This is a genomic window from Tolypothrix sp. VBCCA 56010 (assembly GCF_050875635.1).
Lineage (GTDB): Bacteria > Cyanobacteriota > Cyanobacteriia > Cyanobacteriales > Nostocaceae > Hassallia.
This window is the reverse complement of sequence record NZ_JBPAOH010000034.1, coordinates 15,299-30,289: the sequence shown is the minus strand read 5'-3', so window position 1 is coordinate 30,289 and position 14,991 is coordinate 15,299. Positions and strand designations below refer to the sequence as shown.

The 14,991-nt window shown below is 45.3% G+C and carries 19 protein-coding genes; 11 read left to right on the top strand and 8 right to left on the bottom strand.

The window, feature by feature from the left end; all coding sequences use genetic code 11:
• Positions 1-334: 334 nt before the first annotated feature.
• From AABK37_RS14250 to AABK37_RS14230, 5 genes are all read left to right on the top strand, one after another.
• The gene (locus AABK37_RS14250; protein WP_432552219.1) at positions 335-2,062 is read left to right on the top strand and encodes a succinate dehydrogenase/fumarate reductase flavoprotein subunit; all 1,728 of its coding nucleotides are present in this window, start codon (positions 335-337) and stop codon (positions 2,060-2,062) included.
• Between the two features lie 91 nt (positions 2,063-2,153).
• Positions 2,154-2,717 (top strand): Uma2 family endonuclease, encoded by a 564-nt coding sequence (locus AABK37_RS14245; RefSeq protein ID WP_432552218.1) that lies wholly within the window; start codon positions 2,154-2,156, stop codon positions 2,715-2,717.
• Between the two features lie 109 nt (positions 2,718-2,826).
• Positions 2,827-3,045 carry a hypothetical protein gene (locus tag AABK37_RS14240; protein ID WP_432552217.1) on the top strand — a complete coding sequence of 73 codons (219 nt, stop codon included), beginning with the start codon at positions 2,827-2,829 and terminating at the stop codon, positions 3,043-3,045.
• Positions 3,042-3,128 (top strand): hypothetical protein, encoded by an 87-nt coding sequence (locus tag AABK37_RS14235; protein ID WP_432552248.1) that lies wholly within the window; start codon positions 3,042-3,044, stop codon positions 3,126-3,128. Before AABK37_RS14240 ends, AABK37_RS14235 begins: the two co-directional genes overlap by 4 nt.
• Positions 3,125-3,334 (top strand): DUF6887 family protein, encoded by a 210-nt coding sequence (locus AABK37_RS14230; protein WP_432552216.1) that lies wholly within the window; start codon positions 3,125-3,127, stop codon positions 3,332-3,334. The genes AABK37_RS14235 and AABK37_RS14230 overlap by 4 nt, the downstream gene beginning before the upstream one ends.
• 64 nt (positions 3,335-3,398) lie before the next feature.
• On the opposite strand, the gene AABK37_RS14225 is transcribed toward AABK37_RS14230, so the two are convergent.
• Genes AABK37_RS14225 through AABK37_RS14215 form a run of 3 tightly spaced genes read right to left on the bottom strand, consistent with a single transcriptional unit; the run spans position 3,399 to position 5,935 of the window.
• Positions 3,399-4,301, bottom strand: coding sequence for an NmrA family NAD(P)-binding protein (locus AABK37_RS14225; protein WP_432552215.1), 903 nt, complete (start codon positions 4,299-4,301; stop codon positions 3,399-3,401).
• 24 nt (positions 4,302-4,325) lie between these two features.
• Complete coding sequence (locus tag AABK37_RS14220; RefSeq protein WP_432552214.1) at positions 4,326-5,177, bottom strand: SDR family oxidoreductase; 852 nt, start codon at positions 5,175-5,177, stop codon at positions 4,326-4,328.
• Positions 5,178-5,218: 41 nt separating this feature from the next.
• Positions 5,219-5,935 (bottom strand): SDR family oxidoreductase, encoded by a 717-nt coding sequence (locus AABK37_RS14215; protein WP_432552213.1) that lies wholly within the window; start codon positions 5,933-5,935, stop codon positions 5,219-5,221.
• 136 nt (positions 5,936-6,071) lie between these two features.
• Here AABK37_RS14215 and AABK37_RS14210 point away from each other — a divergent pair, with 136 nt between their 5' ends.
• The 3 genes from AABK37_RS14210 to AABK37_RS14200 all read left to right on the top strand — a co-directional run bounded on the left by AABK37_RS14210 (position 6,072) and on the right by AABK37_RS14200 (position 8,643).
• A complete protein-coding gene (locus AABK37_RS14210) occupies positions 6,072-6,983 on the top strand; it encodes a LysR family transcriptional regulator (protein WP_432552212.1) in 912 nt (303 codons plus the stop codon).
• 269 nt (positions 6,984-7,252) lie between these two features.
• The gene (locus AABK37_RS14205; protein WP_432552211.1) at positions 7,253-7,705 is read left to right on the top strand and encodes a DUF29 domain-containing protein; all 453 of its coding nucleotides are present in this window, start codon (positions 7,253-7,255) and stop codon (positions 7,703-7,705) included.
• Positions 7,706-8,022: 317 nt separating this feature from the next.
• Positions 8,023-8,643, top strand: coding sequence for a TMEM165/GDT1 family protein (locus AABK37_RS14200; protein WP_432552210.1), 621 nt, complete (start codon positions 8,023-8,025; stop codon positions 8,641-8,643).
• A gap of 140 nt (positions 8,644-8,783) precedes the next feature.
• Here AABK37_RS14200 and AABK37_RS14195 read toward each other — a convergent pair whose 3' ends face one another.
• Positions 8,784-9,653: a tetratricopeptide repeat protein gene (locus tag AABK37_RS14195; protein ID WP_432552209.1), complete on the bottom strand. Its 870-nt coding sequence runs from the start codon at positions 9,651-9,653 to the stop codon at positions 8,784-8,786.
• A gap of 336 nt (positions 9,654-9,989) precedes the next feature.
• On the opposite strand from AABK37_RS14195, the gene AABK37_RS14190 reads away from it, so the two are divergent.
• The gene (locus AABK37_RS14190; protein WP_432552208.1) at positions 9,990-11,003 is read left to right on the top strand and encodes a hypothetical protein; all 1,014 of its coding nucleotides are present in this window, start codon (positions 9,990-9,992) and stop codon (positions 11,001-11,003) included.
• Positions 11,003-11,179 (top strand): hypothetical protein, encoded by a 177-nt coding sequence (locus tag AABK37_RS14185; RefSeq protein ID WP_432552207.1) that lies wholly within the window; start codon positions 11,003-11,005, stop codon positions 11,177-11,179. The genes AABK37_RS14190 and AABK37_RS14185 overlap by 1 nt, the downstream gene beginning before the upstream one ends.
• Here AABK37_RS14185 and AABK37_RS14180 read toward each other — a convergent pair.
• Both AABK37_RS14180 and AABK37_RS14175 read right to left on the bottom strand, forming a co-directional pair.
• Entirely contained in the window at positions 11,150-12,319 is a 1,170-nt protein-coding gene (locus AABK37_RS14180; RefSeq protein ID WP_432552247.1) for a homocysteine biosynthesis protein, read from the bottom strand. The genes AABK37_RS14185 and AABK37_RS14180 overlap by 30 nt on opposite strands.
• The gene (locus AABK37_RS14175) at positions 12,268-12,519 is read right to left on the bottom strand and encodes a hypothetical protein (protein ID WP_432552206.1); all 252 of its coding nucleotides are present in this window, start codon (positions 12,517-12,519) and stop codon (positions 12,268-12,270) included. Before AABK37_RS14175 ends, AABK37_RS14180 begins: the two co-directional genes overlap by 52 nt.
• Here AABK37_RS14175 and AABK37_RS14170 point away from each other — a divergent pair.
• On the top strand, positions 12,512-12,661 hold the full coding sequence (locus tag AABK37_RS14170) for a hypothetical protein (protein WP_432552205.1): 150 nt from the start codon (positions 12,512-12,514) through the stop codon (positions 12,659-12,661). The genes AABK37_RS14175 and AABK37_RS14170 overlap by 8 nt on opposite strands.
• On the opposite strand, the gene AABK37_RS14165 is transcribed toward AABK37_RS14170, so the two are convergent.
• Together AABK37_RS14165 and AABK37_RS14160 are read right to left on the bottom strand one after the other, a co-directional pair.
• Positions 12,630-14,252: an ATP-binding protein gene (locus AABK37_RS14165; RefSeq protein WP_432552204.1), complete on the bottom strand. Its 1,623-nt coding sequence runs from the start codon at positions 14,250-14,252 to the stop codon at positions 12,630-12,632. The genes AABK37_RS14170 and AABK37_RS14165 overlap by 32 nt on opposite strands.
• Before the next feature lie 238 nt (positions 14,253-14,490).
• Positions 14,491-14,865 carry a response regulator gene (locus AABK37_RS14160; protein ID WP_432552203.1) on the bottom strand — a complete coding sequence of 125 codons (375 nt, stop codon included), beginning with the start codon at positions 14,863-14,865 and terminating at the stop codon, positions 14,491-14,493.
• Positions 14,866-14,991: the final 126 nt, after the last annotated feature.

The following is a 14,991-nucleotide window of genomic DNA, read 5'->3' as shown; positions in this document are numbered from 1 at the left end:
GCAAAAGATTCTTATTTTCGGGTAGGGGTCTTTTCTTATTTCTCTAATTTACTTTAACTAATCACTTTAAGTAATTTGAAAATACTATAGCTGTCCTGGGGGAGTTGTCGAAACATACGTAGAGTCCGGCTTAAAGCGGTGTGGATGTTCTCGCTTTAGGGTCTGTTGCGCTCTTGACCTTGGTAACGCATTATCCATCATGTCTGGTGTGCGTTAGGATAAAATCCGTAACGCACCCTACAAATACTACTAACCTCCCTGTCTATTGGCAGGGAATTTTTTTTGATGTCTTTACAATAGAACAACAGTTCTTTTTGCCGTCGGGGGCTGATATATGCTTGAGCATGATGTGATTATTATCGGGGGGGGATTGGCAGGATGTCGCGCAGCAGTGGAAATTGCCAGAACCGATCCTAGCTTGAATGTAGCTGTGGTGGCGAAAACTCACCCGATTCGTTCCCACTCGGTAGCTGCCCAAGGTGGGATGGCAGCGTCGCTGAGAAACGTAGATACAGAAGATAGCTGGGAAGCACACGCTTTCGATACTGTCAAGGGTTCGGATTATTTGGCAGACCAAGACGCGGTAGAAATTCTTACCCGTGAAGCGCCAGATGTAGTGATTGACTTGGAACACATGGGTGTTTTATTCTCTCGCTTAAATGATGGTCGCATTGCCCAACGCGCTTTTGGCGGACATTCTCACAATCGCACTTGTTACGCTGCCGATAAGACCGGTCACGCAATTTTGCACGAATTGGTAAATAACCTGCGCCGCTACGGTGTGCAAATTTATCAAGAGTGGTACGTAATGCGCCTGATATTAGAAGAAGGTCAGGCGAAAGGTGTAGTGATGTACCACCTTTTGGATGGGCAAATAGAGGTGGTGCGAGCTAAGGCGGTGATGTTTGCTACAGGGGGCTATGGTCGCGTTTATAACACCACTTCTAACGATTACGCTTCTACGGGTGATGGTTTGGCGATGACAGCGATCGCCGGTTTGCCACTCCAAGATATGGAATTTGTCCAGTTCCACCCCACTGGATTATATCCCGTCGGGGTGCTGATTTCTGAAGCGGTGCGGGGCGAAGGCGCTTATTTGATTAATAGTGAGGGCGATCGCTTTATGGCGAATTACGCACCCAGCCGGATGGAACTTGCCCCTCGTGATATTACCTCGCGAGCGATCGCTTATGAAATTCGCGCCGGTCGTGGCGTTCATCTTAATGGTAGTGCAGGCGGACCCTTTGTCTATCTCGACTTGCGTCACATGGGCAAAGAAAAAATTATGAGCCGCGTTCCCTTCTGTTGGGAAGAAGCACACCGCTTAGTTGGTGTTGATGCGGTAACGCAACCGATGCCAGTACGTCCAACCATTCACTATTGTATGGGTGGTATCCCAGTTAACACCGATGGTCAAGTCCGCAGTAGTGGCGAAGGGCTTGTTGAGGGGTTTTTTGCTGCTGGGGAGACATCTTGCGTATCTGTACATGGTGCGAATCGTCTTGGTAGTAATTCGCTGTTGGAGTGCGTGGTTTATGGAAAGAGAACTGGAAGTGCGATCGCTCGATTTGTGCAAAACCGCAAGTTACCCACAGTAGACGAGCAAAGTTACATCAAAGAGGCAAAGCAACAAATTCAAGCTTTGTTAGATCAGCCTGGACAGTATCGCATTAACCAAGTGCGTCAAGCCTTCCAGGATTGTATGACAGAATATTGCGGCGTTTTCCGCACCCAAGAATTAATGCATCAAGGCTTAGAAAAAATACAAGAATTACAAGAAAAAGCTTCGCAAATATACTTAGATGACAAAGGCAATTCTTGGAATACAGAAATTGTCGAAGCCTTGGAAATGCGAAGTTTAATGGTGGTAGGACAAACAATTCTTTCCTCAGCCTTAAATCGCCAAGAAAGTCGTGGTGCCCATTTCCGCGAAGATTATCCGCAACGCGATGATGAAAACTTCCTCAGACACACACTAGCTTATTATTCACCTGCGGGAATTGATATTCAATATCGCCCGGTGACGATTACCATGTTTGAGCCAAAAGAGCGAAAATACTAAAATATTTACACTGTAGAGACGTTCCGATGGAACGTCTCTACAGGACATCCGCTGTTAAAGACGCCCACTAACTATATATTAGGAGGCAATTATGTCCCAAACACCTTTAAAAATGACGGTTGAGGAGTATCTAACCTACGATGATGGCACAGACAAGCGTTACGAACTTGAAAACGGGGTGTTGGTAGAGATGCCTCCCGGTACTGGCAATCACGAAGCAATCATCACGTTCGTGTTATTTCAGTTTATTTTGGAAAAACAACGACTGGGACTAACGTTAGAACCGCGTTCCAATGGTGTCGAAGTCATGACCAACAAACAAATTAGGCGACCCGATATATTGGTTATGACTCAACAGCAAGCTGCTTGCATTGAAAATAAATCGGCTATTCTTAGAACTGCACCACCACTTATTGTTGAAGTCGTATCTCCCGAATCTGTTGACCGCGACTATAATATCAAAACATTAGAATACGCAGCTTTTGGTGTTAATGAATATTGGATTGTTGACCCGTTAGAAGACAAGGTAACAGTCTACTTGCTAGCTGGTTCAGTTTACAATCAAACAATATTTACTGGCAATCAAGCAATTGTATCGCAAAATTTTCCACAAATTAACCTGACTGCCCAGCAACTACTGGTGTCGAAGCTTTAATATACGACTATCACAACAATTATTTAAGTAATCCCAATTCCATGCGTGCGATTAATTCTTTGGCAAGGGGATAAAATATTTCTGCACGTTTTTTATTACCTTATAGTTATTGTCTAGATTACTTACAACTTTAATGAGTGCGGCAGGAATTCATTTGTTTTTGTGGAGCGATCGCATTACATCCTTTCTGATAAGCTACGGTTGGTGTGTTTGTTTGAAGTTGTTAGTTGCCGAGACAGAAACAATCGGATACAGCGATATATCTTTGCCAGTTAGTGTCGCGCTTTCTATCAGCCCATCCAAGTTTTCCGCTACGACCAAAAGTTGAAAACGCTCTATATTCAGGCTGGTGTAACTGATGAAATTGCAGTCATAATTGATCAAGATGGAAATTGGGACTTTGTTCTATGACGCAGAACTTACACCAAATGACAAACACTGAACTAAAGCAGTATATTTCCAAACATAGAAATGATGAGGAAGAATTTCGCGCAGCATTGGAAGTTTTGATGAGTCGTAGTGACCCTTCTACAAAGCAACCTTATCCCTTTGATCTTGTTGATCCTGACAGCGAGATAAAAGCTTTGTTAATGGAAAAGCTCAAAAAAGCTGAGTAGTAAAAGCGGACAGATGAAAGGCTCTATAGTATAGTTGAGGACGTTTATTAGTAATTTGAATGACTTAGTTGTTTGGCAGCAAGCGATCGCGATTTTCAATTGCCCACTGCTTGAAGGATGTTGAGGGTTTACCCGTGACAAATTGCACATCATCGCGGACACTACCGATGTAGCCCATACGACCATCCATCACTTGACGCATAAACTCTACACCCGCTTCAGCATAATTTGGCTCCACAGGAATCTTACCTGACATCAGCAGTTCCCGCAGATCGTCGGGTTGCTTATAATCACAGCGGATTTTTTGTTTTAGCACTTCGCTTAAGATGGCAGCAACTTCTGCACCGTTAAGGGATTCTGTACTCATCCAGTAGTCTTTACCACCGAATTTTGCTGAACCTTCGTGCAACACAGTTGCAGCAACCGCAGCGACATCCTTGAGTGCAATCCAACCCAAACGTCTATCACCACAAAACATTGAAAATGCCCCATCCTTTAAAGGAGCAATACCTAGCAAATTTTCCATAAAATAATTTGGATGAAGGTGAGTCCAAGCAATGCCACTGGCTTCGATATAGCGCTCAATCATCTGATGCCATGCGAAGTGCGGATCGGTACAGTCCCACTCGCCAAAAATACCCAGATGAACAATATGCTGCACACCTGCTTTCTTCGCAGCATCAATCAAAGTCTTGCTCTGCACAAGCATCGCTACCGTATACCCTGTCAGCAAGAAGAGGCGATCTACCCCTGCTAGTGCGCCAGCAAACGTGCGTGGATCATCTAAATCCAGGTAAACTACATCCTGCCCCTGAGCGCAGAGTGTCTCAACTTGTTCGAGTCTGCGGGAAGAAAGGCGAACTTGAAGTTCGGACGTTTGGCTCAACGCTTCTATAATAAGTCGTCCGATTTGTCCGGTAGAACCAATGATTAAAACGGTAGGTTTTGTTTTGTTGATAATTGTCATGTTTTTATACCTGAGGTGCGAGAGTTAGCCTTTAAAAACCGATGCGTAATCTTGGGTGAATTGATTAAATGTGACGGGTTGTTTCTTCGCTACATCAGCGATCGCTGTGGTGATTGCAGACTGCGAACCGTGCGCGATCGGCGTGAAGAGTTCTGTCAGTGCATCCGCAAACCATTCTGACTGTCCCCATTGCATAAGTCTTTGTTTGAAGTTTTCTGGCTGTACGGCAACATACTTGAGAAGATTGCCGCGTACTTGCGAGATTTGTTCGACGGCTTGATTCATTGTCAGGGCTTCTGACCCTGTAATCGTATAAGCCTTGTCTGCGTGACCGTTTTCAGTCAGTACAGCTGTTGCGACCGCTGCGATATCTCGTATATCCACCATTGCGATCGTCGCATCGGCAAACGGCAAATACACTTCGGTTTGAGTCGGTGCTGCAAATTGCAACAAATTTTGCATAAAAAATGTGGGTCGCAGATGTGTAAAAGCGATACCGGATTGCTCAAGATACTGTTCCGCTTGACTATGCCACTTAAGGATGAGAATCGATGAGTCAATATCCGCACCTGCTGCTGAGAACTTGACGATATGCTTTGTTCGTGCTCGTTTTGCCGCATTAATGAAATTTTGTTCTTGTTCAACTTGCTGTGGAGTATTCGCTGATAAAAGCAATGCTTTTTCAATGCCCTGTAACGCTTGCTCTAGCCTCTCTGGATGGTCGAAATCGCCCGTTGCAATTTCAACACCCAACGCCTTCAGGTCTGCTGCCTTCTTTTGATCGCGAATCAGTATCCGAATAGATTGCCCTGCTGCTAACAATTGTTTGACAATCTCACGTCCGTTGTTACCCGTTGCACCAGTGATTAGAAACATAAATTTCTCTGAGTATGATTCGTTTGATTGAAATGCTTGCCTTAGATGTAGCGTTCACCACCATCAATGTGCAAAACTTCGCCAGTGATGAATAAATTTGTCATCAGCATCGTCACAGCTTGTGCCACATCTTCGGGTTTACCGATGCGCTTGACGGGAATCTTCTCAATCACAGCATTGATTGTGGTGTCGTAGTTATCACCCAACACATTGCTGACCAGCGGCGTATCTATCCAACCGGGAGCGATCGCATTCACCCGAATCGGAGCCAATTCTAATGCAAGGCTGCGAGTCAAGGCTTCAGCTGCCGCTACTCCCACGGTGGTCATTGTGGTTCCAGGAGTAGGGCGATCGGCACGCACACCAGACATGAGCGTAATCGATCCCTCTTTCGACAGTTTGGGAGCTGCTGCACGAACCACATACAACGCCCCAAAAATCCGCTCTTCCAAACCTTGGCGAAACTCATTCGGGTCAGTGTCAAGAATCTTACCAACACTCAAACCACCTGCCGGAATGAACACGTGATCGACGCGATCGAGTCCAGCAAAAATTTCCTGTACTGATGCTTCATTCGCTACATCCGCTACCACCGTTTTCACATCACCTAGCAAAGCTAATCGAGCCTTAGAAAGTTTTTCTTCAGAGCGCCCAGAAATCGTGACTTTTGCGCCTTGTTGAAGTGCTAATCTTGCGGTTTCAAAACCGATTCCACTACTGCCACCGACAATTACAACTGTCTTATTATGCAGTGTCATAACAACCTCGCTTGATGTTTCAAAAAAACGGTTGGAATTTCTTTTACCCCTTGCTTTGAGCGGCTTTGTAATTCCTCACGTTTCCACAGTAAGCGGGATACGTTATGCTGTCTAATGAAAAATGTATATGATAATTATGCCTGAGAAGCATAATGTGTCCCTGGACTTGAATTTGCTGCTTGTCTTCGATGCGGTGATGTCAGAATTGAACGTGACTCGCGCTGCGGACAAACTTTCGATGACGCAACCTGCGGTGAGTAAATCGCTGACTCGTCTGCGTCGTGCCTTTAGTGATGACTTATTTATCAAAGTCCAAAGCGGTGTCAAACCAACCCCAAAGGCAATGAAACTGTGGATTCCGATTCGGAATGGATTGGCAGAAATTCGACAGGTGACAGAGCCTTCTAGTTTCGATCCAGCTACTTCTGCTGTCACATTCACGCTGGCAATGAATGATTATGTCGCCAGCTTATTTGCCATTCCATTGATTCAGCGACTGGAACAAACTGCGCCAAATATCAATGTGCGAATTGTGCCCAGTACTAATATCGATGCTCCTTTATTATTGGAGCAAAGCGAAATTGACTTGGCGATCGGCGCAATTTCATCCTCGAAATCTCGACTGCGAACTCAGCAGCTATTCACCGACCACTACGTCTGTGGAATGCGAAAAGAACACCCGCTAGCCAAGCGGAAGTTGACATTGGAACAATTTGTGGGTGCGAATCATCTGCTGATTACCCTCACGGGGGAAGCGACGGGATTTGTCGATCGCACTTTGCAGGAAAAAGGCTTGCAGCGCCGAATTGTGATGACGGTGAATCAATTTGCCCTCGCTCCATCCGTGCTTGCAAACTCCGATCTGATTGCCGCAATCAACTATCGGAGTGTTCAACGCAGTCCATTCGCACTTGCATTGCATCTGACTGAACTTCCCTTCGAGCAGTCATCGATTAAGGTCTGCATGATGTGGCATGAACGAAAGAGTCGGGATATTGCTCATAGCTGGTTGCGATCGCTACTGGTTGAGTTTTGCAGTCACTTCTGACTTGATGCTGAACTGTTAGTAGTTTTATGGACAAAATAGCAAAATGCTTTTGTAGCGTTGCGATCGCCCGTATGTTGCCGAGGGGTTTTCTTTCAAGAAAACCCCTCCCCTGTCACAAAAAGTGACAGGGCAACCGTTCTTTCAGAACGGTTGGGCAACAGGGCGCGCTACGCGATCGCGTTCGCGTAGCGTCTCCGTCAGGAGAAGCGACTCCTTCGGAGTATCGCGCTTACACAAACTACAATCACTCTAATTTGATAAAAACTGCCATGTCTTTCTTAAAAACGCATTCCCAAACGCTATATGATACTGACTACTTGCAATGGATAGAAACGACTGTGGAAAAATTGCAAAGTCAGGACTACGCAAACGTAGACTGGGAGAACCTGATCGAGGAAATTGCCGACATGGGAAAAAGTGAGCGTCGGAGCCTCAAGAGTAATTTTATTGTAATTTTGGTGCATTTGCTCAAATGGCAGTTTCAGCCGCAAAAGCAAAGCGGTAGCTGGGAAGCAAGCATCATTGAGCATCGTAGACGTGTTAAAGAAGCTCTAGATGATTCGCCTAGTCTCAAATCTTATCTTGAAAGCGTCTTTAAAGAGTGTTACGCACAAGCAGTTAAGCAAGCAAAAGCCGAAACTAATTTGCCAGTAGAGTCCTTTCCTGTGATGTGTCCATACGAGCTAGCAGAAGTGACAAATGATGAGTTTTTACCTCAGTAAGCACCACGCAGCCCAATACCGTTATACAAAAACGAAATTATTCAAACTTCTTCATTTTTCCTTTGTTGACTTGTACCTGGAATAGATGTATAATCACATTCGCATAGAAGGGGAGTAGCTGCTGGCAAAAAGACTTTAAAGAAAGCCAGCGCATCTGAATCAACATACTGGCGATGAGCCTGGTTCAGATGGCAAGTATTTAGATATTTGAAAGCGAGACCTTCACTGAGTTCACACAAAAAAGTGTGGAGTTCGGTGAAGTTTCGTAACTCTCATTTAGCTCCACACAGGAAAAAAATCCTTAGGAGCTTGAGAGAGTGCTAACAGCTTTTACCGCAGGTTTATTATTAATTACAGTTTCCGAATTAGGAGATAAAACTTTTTTTATCGCCGCAATTTTAGCGATGCGGCACTCGCGACGGCTGGTATTAATCGGTGTGACAGCGGCTTTAGCTGCGATGACAATAATTTCTGTGGTAGCGGGGCAAGCAGTATCTTTCTTGCCAAAACTTTACGTTCATTACGCAGAAATTGTTTTATTTATCGGCTTTGGTATCAAACTGCTGTATGACGCGAATCGGATGTCGGCTTTGAGTTGTGATGCAGAAGTAGTAGGAGAGGCTAAAGAGGCGGTAGAACAAGCAGAGAAGCAACTGCCCAAGAAAAAAACGCCACTGTCAATTATAATAGAAGCCTTTGTATTAACATTTATGGCAGAGTGGGGCGATCGCACACAATTTGCCACCATTGCTCTAGCCGCTAGCAATAACCCTTTTGGCGTAACCGTCGGTGCCATATTAGGACATTCTATTTGTGCAGTCATTGCCGTAAGTTGTGGACGAATGATCGCCGGACGAATCTCCGAACGCCAACTTACCCTAATTGGCGGATGCTTATTTATCGTCTTTGGTGTAATGGCAGCAATCGAAGGGAGTTAGGAGTTAGTGGATAGTGGATAGTGGTTAGTGGATAGTGGTTAGTGGATAGTGGTTAGTTGTCCCCCTTGTCCCCTTGTCCCCTTGTCCCCTTGTCCCCTTGTCCCCCCCTCCCCCCATCTCCCCCTCCCCCCCTCTCCCCCTCACGGTGTCGGAGAAGCCGTCGGACTGGGTGAGGCTATTGCTTGTTGGTTAATTTGGTCTTTATATTGAGCGGGGGCTAAAGTGGCAGCTTTGTCAAATAAAGGTTTTGCCTCTTCAATTTTGCCTTGTTCTTTGACGAGCAACGCCTTTGCTAAAACCGGGCGAAAATCTTTAGCATCGCTTTTAATTGCTTGCTCGTAAATAGAGAAAGCTTGAGTGTAGCGTTTTTGGGAAGCGTAGACGTTGCCCAAAAGTACTTGGACAGCGATCGCATCCACACTTCCCGGTTGAATTTTATTTGCCTGGGTTGAGGTAGTCAGCGTATCTTGCAGCAAACCGATCGCCGCTTCCGGGCGTTTTTGAGATAACAAAAGAGCCACCATGCCTTGTAAAGCTTCGATATCCCCTGGTTTCGTTGCCAAAACAGAACGATAAGCTTGAGCAGCTCCTTCTTTGTCGCCTATTTGCTGTTTTGCTTGCGCTAGTAGCACCGCGTATTTCGTTTGTTCTGGATTTAGCTTGACTAATTTTTCTAAAGGTTCGATTACCGCTTGAATGTCAGCTGGTTGAATTTCACCTTTTCCTTTTTGACTCAGCAGCTGTAACCTAGCTTGTAATAACCCTTTAAGCGCGGCTTGATTTTCTGGTTCGCGTTGCAAAACTAATTCATAACCCCGTACTTCGTCTTCTACCTTTGATTTTGGGTCAGAAGCAGGCGAAGTGGCGACTTTGGCGCTACTGGTGTTTTGAGTTGGGCGTTGCGTATCATTAAATGCCGTAATTAAGGGAACCAGAGAAACCCCGACAAAAGCAACTACTGCCAGCAACAGCACTACTTTAACCATCCAACGATTGCCTTGTTGAGACACAAAACCGTCCTTTAAAAATTTTAAAAAGTTTGCGGAATACGGGTATTTAGCTGTGAAATTTATAACAATTAGCAATTTACACTGCTAAAGTAGGTGATGACTTGAGGGGAAATCCTCTGAAATTGTAGCTATGTTAAGCTGCCGAAACTAGTGTAAAAGCGTTAAATTACACATTTAGTATCTAAATGGTAAGTTTAGCGTTTAGAGTATCACACAGAGCGCTCTTTCGCGTGGCTAACTTGAAAGAAATATACTTTTAAGCGCCGCACAAACGCTCTTTTCAGCTGCCTTAGTAAAATCCCACAATGGGATGTGTCTCCGCCGCAAGGAGTTTATATGAATTCCGACCTGATGCCGTCGTCCGAACCGTCCAAATCTGCCTCTAATCAAGAGCCAACTAGCCTAGAAGCAGCAAATCAAGTTGAAAAACCAGTCCAAGTTTCTAAACCTGAGAATTCTTCCGTTGAACCCAGCGAGACTGCCTCAGATGCAAACTTAGGCAATCGGCAGCAACCGATTCCCCCTCCCAGCGAACCGATGCAATATCGAGCGATCGGCTTAGTCCGAGGTCGCTACGTTGCTAGTGATGAACAATTCACTCAAGGAATGCTGCTGACTACAGATGGTGTAGAACTCAATGCCGTCCTTCTTGGTCGGATAATGAGTTTAGTTAAGAATCATTTAGATTTAGAAAAAGAACATTTGTGGGTAGTATATCCGCGTACAAGGCAAGAAAATGATGCACTGCACCTACAAATTGTCGGGGTTTGGGAGCCAGAAAACCTGGCGAAACATTCCATAGAGGATGAAAATCAAGACTCAAAGTCACAAGAATTAGTTTCTACTGATGAAGCTTCATCAGAATCCGCAGAAACTACCAGCGCTCTTACACCTTCATCAGAAATTGCCGATGGTGGTTTTTCGGTTCGTGGTGAAGTAGTTTACCAATCTTTTGACGCTAAAAGCTTGGTGGTTAAGATTAAACAAGCCCCTCGCAAGACAGATGACAAACCCAAATATTTCAAGTTGAAACTGACGGGTGTACTCGGTACAAAAGCTGTCGGCAAGTTTTGGGACTTCCAAGCGAAGCGAGAAGCTGATTTATTGATGATAGAAAACGCTACGGCGATCGCTGATTTGCCCAAAAAACGCAGACCACCTGAAAAAGGCGGTTTCCGTGGTGGCGGTGGCGGTCGTGGTGGCGGTGGTGGCAGAAAACCATATCCGCCCAGACGCAGTAGCGGCGAAACCCCCCGCCCAATCAAGAAAGGCGAGTCATCGCCAATGCCAAATCCCGTACCCAAAGCACCCGCTCCTAAGCCAATAAAACGACCGAAGCCGCAGCAGTAGTGGGCATTGGGCAATGGGCAATGGGCAATGGGCAATGGGCAATGGGAAAAGGGGAAAGAATTATTACCAACAATGCCCCATGCCCCATGCCCCATGCCCCATGCCCCATGCCCCATGCCCCATGCCCCATACCCCATTACCCAATATCAAAACTCCGTCCAGCGGTCTTGGGGTAAAAACGATCGCTCCATCGGAATTGGCGAAACTGCTTCTGTCAGGGTAAATGTACCAGCCTCAATCCACTGTTTCAATTCTTGTGCCACTTGTCTGGAAAGATATATACTGGCAAGGGGAGCAGCACGCACTGTTTTACCTTCAATAGTGACTCGCCCAGATTTGAGTTGGGCGTAACTCACTAACCCAAAGGTGGGACGGACGCGCCGAGGGATGGAAAAGTCTACTATCGGCGCTACTAAGTCTTTGTCAGTCACGCAAGCGCGTTCTACGACTTGTTCGTTCAATACCGGAAGTGGTACGCCTACGCCTAACATTAAGGAAGGTCCGTAACTTTTGAAGTAACAACCGCGTACCCAACGCGCATCCATTTGTTTGGCATCGCCAATTAACGCTAAAGTGGCGGCAGGACCAATGGGTGTATGATTAGGCAATCGCTTTTGTAAGGGAAAGTGCTGAGTACCTTCCCATGATACATAGCCAACACCGCCGCCTAAGAAAATTCGCGTACCAATGCCGATAAGCTGTAGTTCGGGGTCGTTGAGTAAAGGGGAAATCGCACCTGGGTTAGAGTAAACTGCATTCCCCAAACGCGGTTGTAGTGGACCGAGATAAGTGAAAAGTGGGCGATCGCCTCCATTCACCCCCACGATAAAATTTTGATAAAGATTGCGCGGATTAAATAAATAAAACTGATTTATTGTTTCACGGGTAATTGTGGTTTCAAAGGTGGCGCGGGGGTAACAATCTGTTACTTGTCCTTGTGCGCGTACATGTACGGGTTTGCCGCCGATTAAATCTTCAATTACATGTCCGCCACCGCGTTCCCGGACTTCTTCGCCGTCGGTGACTTCCACGGCACAGCTTGCACCTATGTATAAATCTACTGCCCCAAAACCGGAATATACGGGGACACCATCTAACCAAGCGCGGCGAATTTTAATTGGTGGGTCGGTGTGCCCCAAGTTAATAATCGCACCTGATGATTCCATCGGCTCAAATGTGCCGGTGGTAATGACATCAGTTTCTTTGGCAACTTGAGTAACGCCGACTTCTGCAACTCGTGCTTTGAGTTCTTCAACAGTTAAGACTACTGCACGTTTGCGGGTAATTTTATCGTTAATTTCAGCAAGCGATCGCATATTGGACTGGGAATTGGGCAATGGGCATTGGGCAATGGGCAATGGGCATTGGGCATCGGGCATTGGGCATGGGGCATAGGGCATAGGGCATGGGGGAGCCAGTGCGCTATCGCGGCTTTGCCGACTTGAAGCATAGCCGCGTCGTGGGGCATGAGGCATCGGGCATAGGAAAAAGGAAAAGAATTATTACCAATGCCCAATTACCAATTACCAATTACCAATTCCCAATGCCCAATGCCCAATGCCCAATGCCCACTTGGACGATGCCCACTTGGACGATGCCCACTTGGACGATGCCCGATGCCCTTTATTATGATGCCCTATTATGAAGCGGCAACCTAACTGTAAACGTTGCACCGAGTCCTTCACCGTCACTCGCTGCGGTAATAGTACCATTGTGCATTTCCACCAAACTACGGACGATCGCAAGTCCTAGTCCCAATCCCTTATGCCTTGCTGTATATTGGTTATCAGCTTGACAAAATTGCTCGAATACATTTGGCAAAAAGTCAGGACTAATACCAATGCCTGTATCACTGACGGTGATTTGGGCTTCAGACTCAACTCGCTCTAACCAAATTGCAATCTGTCCTTGTTCTGGTGTAAACTTGATAGCGTTAGTCAGTAAATTCCACAAAACTTGCTGCAATCGATTGGCATCGCCGAAAACTTCGCCGATTGTAAATTCAAGTGCTGACTCAATCGCAATGCTTTTAGCATCAGCTAATGGACGGACTACATCAATTGCGGCATTAATTATTTGTGTCAAATCAACTGGGCACAGTTCAAGACGAAGTTTACCTTCACTGATGCGGGAAAAGTCTAAGAGGTCTTGAATTAACTCGTTTTGTAACTTGGCGTTACGCTCAATAGTTGCAAGTGCTCGTGCAGTAGCCAAGTCGTCTAACTTGCCACCTTGAATTAACTTTGTCCAACCGAGTATAGCATTAAGAGGCGATCGCAATTCATGAGATATAATTGCCAAAAACTGATCCTTTGTGCGGTTGGTTGCTTCTGCTTCAGCGCGACAGGCTTTTTCTTGTGCTAACAGTTGTTGGCGTTCTGCTTCGGCTTCTTTGCGTTCGCTGATGTCGCGTTGTACAAAAATAAAATTAGTGCATTCCCCTGATTCGTCAAGCATCGGGGTAATATTAACTTCTGACCAAAACTCCGATCCGTCTTTGCGGTAGTTAATTAGTTCTACCTTTACTGGCTGATAATTAGCGATGCAATCACGAATTTGCTCTAGTACTTTTGCATCAGTTTTCAGTCCGTTGAGGATATTCGGTGTCTCACCTAAAACTTCCTCAGCAGTGTAGCCAGTCATGTGAGTGAATGCTGCATTCACATAGACAATCCGCGCTTTAATTTCATCAATCAATTTGACTTCAGCAACCATAACTGCATCGGTTACTTGAGATAAAATATAAGCCTGAAATTTTAATTGCTCTTGAGTGAAGTTGAGTTTCCACAGCAGTTCTACTTTTTCGAGAGCGTGCTGAAGGGTTGTTTGCAAATTTTCTGCTGTGAGCTGTTCTTTGGTGAGATAGTCGGTAGCTCCTTTTTTCATTGCTTGGACAGCGATCGCTTCATTACCGCAAGCTGTCAGCATCACCACGGGAATATCTACCTGATTGGTTGCGTTCCTCAATTTCTCAAGAAACTCAAGACCATCCATATCAGGTAGAGAGTAATCGACTACAACACAATCTGGCTGCAAAATCTTGCACAATTCTAGCGCTTCTTCGCCAAACTCTGACTCGATGACACTATATATGTAGTTCGAGGCTTGGTGTAAATAACGGCGGAAAGTTTGCCTGTCTTCGTGACAATCATCAACGATGAGAATACTGCGTCGCTTGTGTGCCATTTTTTCCACCCTTAGCGGCAATTCATTTGTGCTTGCTTCCTTAATTGGTTTATTTATTTGCATATAATTTTTTTTAATCCCAGGAGTCAGGCGATCGCCCTCCTCCAATTAAGCTTTTACTGCTTTTACAGCAGATATTCTTAATTTCCCTTTGCACAACCAAAGTTATCTCTCAAAACTGAGCAAATTATGAACTTACGATAATTTATATCTAAAGATAGATAGATAATTCCAGATTAGCGATTATAAATAATTGTATTACCCATTCCCCTAGAGACGTTCCATTGGAACGTCTCTCCCCCTAACTCCAACCTAAGATTTTTGCCACTTGATCTGCCAGCTTCAAAGGGTCAAAGGGCTTGGCAATTACTCCTGCTACACCTAAGTGAGCAAATTGATTCGAGGGAAACTGTATTTTCGCACTCAGCAAAATGACTGGAATCGATTGGGTATCAGGTTTTTCTTGTAGATGATGAAATAAAGTAATACCATCCATTTCCGGCAGCATCACATCTAGCAAAATGGCATTTGGCTGTTCAATTTCCGCTATGAGTAACCCTTCATTAGCGGTGGTAGCGATGAGTACTTCCCAACCTCCTAAGGTTTCTAAGCAAGTCTGAACTACTTCGCTCAAACGTTCTTCGTCATCAATCAGCAGAATTCGTCGCATTACCAAAGGAGTATTTTTTTAGGCGGTCAAATCAGCCTACTTTGCGAGGCTCTACTCCTCCTCTAGCGCTGGTGGTAATCTAAAGGTAGATTTTATTTAAGTCCTTCAGAAACCCGACTTCTCAAAGAAGTC

What these genes read in the sequence shown, in the direction of transcription:
- AABK37_RS14205 (WP_432552211.1), top strand. Translation starts at nt 7,253, where the DNA reads ATGTCTTTCTTAAAAACGCATTCCCAAACGCTATATGATACTGACTAC.
- AABK37_RS14245 (WP_432552218.1), top strand. Translation starts at nt 2,154, where the DNA reads ATGTCCCAAACACCTTTAAAAATGACGGTTGAGGAGTATCTAACCTAC.
- AABK37_RS14250 (WP_432552219.1), top strand. Translation starts at nt 335, where the DNA reads ATGCTTGAGCATGATGTGATTATTATCGGGGGGGGATTGGCAGGATGT.
- AABK37_RS14215 (WP_432552213.1), bottom strand. Translation starts at nt 5,935, where the DNA reads ATGACACTGCATAATAAGACAGTTGTAATTGTCGGTGGCAGTAGTGGA.
- AABK37_RS14225 (WP_432552215.1), bottom strand. Translation starts at nt 4,301, where the DNA reads ATGACAATTATCAACAAAACAAAACCTACCGTTTTAATCATTGGTTCT.
- AABK37_RS14165 (WP_432552204.1), bottom strand. Translation starts at nt 14,252, where the DNA reads ATGCAAATAAATAAACCAATTAAGGAAGCAAGCACAAATGAATTGCCG.
- AABK37_RS14180 (WP_432552247.1), bottom strand. Translation starts at nt 12,319, where the DNA reads ATGCGATCGCTTGCTGAAATTAACGATAAAATTACCCGCAAACGTGCA.
- AABK37_RS14190 (WP_432552208.1), top strand. Translation starts at nt 9,990, where the DNA reads ATGAATTCCGACCTGATGCCGTCGTCCGAACCGTCCAAATCTGCCTCT.
- AABK37_RS14170 (WP_432552205.1), top strand. Translation starts at nt 12,512, where the DNA reads ATGCCCAATTACCAATTACCAATTACCAATTCCCAATGCCCAATGCCC.
- AABK37_RS14220 (WP_432552214.1), bottom strand. Translation starts at nt 5,177, where the DNA reads ATGTTTCTAATCACTGGTGCAACGGGTAACAACGGACGTGAGATTGTC.
- AABK37_RS14210 (WP_432552212.1), top strand. Translation starts at nt 6,072, where the DNA reads ATGCCTGAGAAGCATAATGTGTCCCTGGACTTGAATTTGCTGCTTGTC.
- AABK37_RS14230 (WP_432552216.1), top strand. Translation starts at nt 3,125, where the DNA reads ATGACGCAGAACTTACACCAAATGACAAACACTGAACTAAAGCAGTAT.